This is a genomic window from Cupriavidus sp. IK-TO18 (assembly GCF_015549295.1).
GTDB lineage: Bacteria > Pseudomonadota > Gammaproteobacteria > Burkholderiales > Burkholderiaceae > Cupriavidus > Cupriavidus oxalaticus_A.
Genome location: NZ_JADGMP010000061.1, coordinates 1 through 1,872, shown reverse-complemented (window position 1 = coordinate 1,872; position 1,872 = coordinate 1). Strand labels below are relative to the sequence as shown.

General features: G+C 65.7%; 2 protein-coding genes and 1 pseudogene. All 3 read left to right on the top strand.

Features of this window, described 5'->3' with window-relative positions:
* Positions 1-192, top strand: a pseudogene (locus IPF36_RS33945) (NAD(P)(+) transhydrogenase (Re/Si-specific) subunit alpha); the annotation flags it as partial.
* Positions 193-380: 188 nt separating this feature from the next.
* The gene (locus IPF36_RS33940; protein ID WP_133092301.1) at positions 381-722 is read left to right on the top strand and encodes an NAD(P) transhydrogenase subunit alpha; all 342 of its coding nucleotides are present in this window, start codon (positions 381-383) and stop codon (positions 720-722) included.
* Positions 722-1,872: NAD(P)(+) transhydrogenase (Re/Si-specific) subunit beta (locus IPF36_RS33935; protein ID WP_195432324.1), on the top strand; the 1,151-nt coding region annotated here is incomplete at its 3' end. The genes IPF36_RS33940 and IPF36_RS33935, both read left to right, overlap by 1 nt.

The window sequence follows — 1,872 nt, the reverse complement described above, 5'->3', positions numbered from 1 at the left end:
ACCCTCATCGGCCATACCAACCTGGCCAGCATGGTGGCGGCCGACGCCTCGGCGCTCTATGCGCGCAACGTGCTGGATTTCCTCAAGCTTGTCGTCGACAAGGATGGCCAGTTCACGCTCAACCTCGAAGACGACATCGTCGCCGCCTGCCTGATGTGCCGGGACGGCCAGGTCGTGCGCGAGGCTGCGTAATGCCCGCGGGCGCCGCGCGCGAGGAAATCAAGAAGGTTTGAGTCTGCGCCCCTCTCCCGCAAGAGGGAGAGGGGGCACGCAACGGTCTTCCAGAGCCACTGGCCCTTGACGTGCCCTGACCGTAATACTGCAAAGAACAACATAGCGACACGCAGCATCCCGGTTTCAAAGCAAAGGAGGAGAAGTCGATGGAGATGGTGAACCACACGGTGATCAACCTGATCATCTTCGTGCTGGCAATCTACGTGGGCTACCACGTGGTCTGGACGGTCACGCCAGCCCTGCATACGCCGCTGATGGCGGTAACCAACGCAATCTCGGCCATCATCATCGTCGGCGCGATGCTCGCCGCGGGCCTGACCGAAGGCGCCACGGGCCGCATCATGGGCACGCTGGCGGTGGCACTGGCCGCGGTCAACGTGTTCGGCGGCTTCCTGGTCACCCAGCGCATGCTGGAAATGTTCAAGAAGAAGGAGCCGAAGGCCAAGGCGGCCGAACCCAAGCAGGCACTGGCCAGGGAGGGCGCGTAATGGCAGCCGGCCTCGTCAGCATGAACCTCGTCACCCTGCTCTACCTGGTGGCCTCGGTCTGCTTTATCCAGGCGCTCAAGGGGCTGTCGCACCCGGCCTCGGCGCGCAAGGGCAATGCCTTCGGCATGATCGGCATGGCGATCGCGGTGGTCACCACGCTGGTCCTGATCATCAAGCTCAAGAATGAGTTCCTGGCGGCCGGCACGGCGCAGTCGTCGGTGGGCTCCGGCCTGGCGCTGATCTTCGGCGCGCTGGTGGTGGGCGGCGGCATCGGCGCCTACGTGGCGCGCAAGGTGCAGATGACCAAGATGCCCGAACTGGTCGCGGCGATGCACTCGCTGATCGGTCTCGCGGCGGTGTTCATCGCGGTGGCCGCGGTGGCCGAGCCGGCCGCGTTTGGCATCACGCCGGCAGGCTCGCACCTGATCCCGCTGGGCAACCGCATCGAGCTCTTCATCGGCTGCTTCGTCGGCGCCATCACCTTCTCCGGTTCGGTGATCGCCTTCGGCAAGCTGGCCGGGCGCTACAAGTTCCGCCTGTTCCAGGGCGCGCCGGTGGTGTTCGCCGGCCAGCACTGGCTGAACCTGCTGCTGGCGGTGGCGATGGTCGGCTTCGGCGTGATCTTCTTCATGTCGCAGGACTGGCTGCCGTTCCTGATCATGCTGGCGATCGCGTTCGTGCTGGGCGTGCTGATCATCATCCCGATCGGCGGCGCCGACATGCCGGTGGTGGTGTCGATGTTGAACTCGTACTCGGGCTGGGCGGCGGCGGGCATCGGCTTCTCGCTGAACAACCCGATGCTGATCATCGCCGGCTCGCTGGTGGGCTCAAGCGGTGCCATCCTCTCGTACATCATGTGCCGCGCGATGAACCGCTCGTTCTTCAACGTGATCCTGGGCGGCTTCGGCGGCGATGCGTCGGCTGGCGCGTCCGCCGGCGCGCAGGCGCAGCGCAACGTGAAGTCCGGCTCGGCCGACGATGCCGCCTTCCTGATGGGCAACGCCGAGACCGTGATCATCGTCCCCGGCTATGGCCTGGCGGTGGCGCGCGCGCAGCACGCGCTGAAGGAACTGACCGAAAAGCTGGCCGAAAAGGGCGTGACCGTGAAGTACGCGATCCACCCGGTGGCGGGCCGCATGCCCGGCCACAT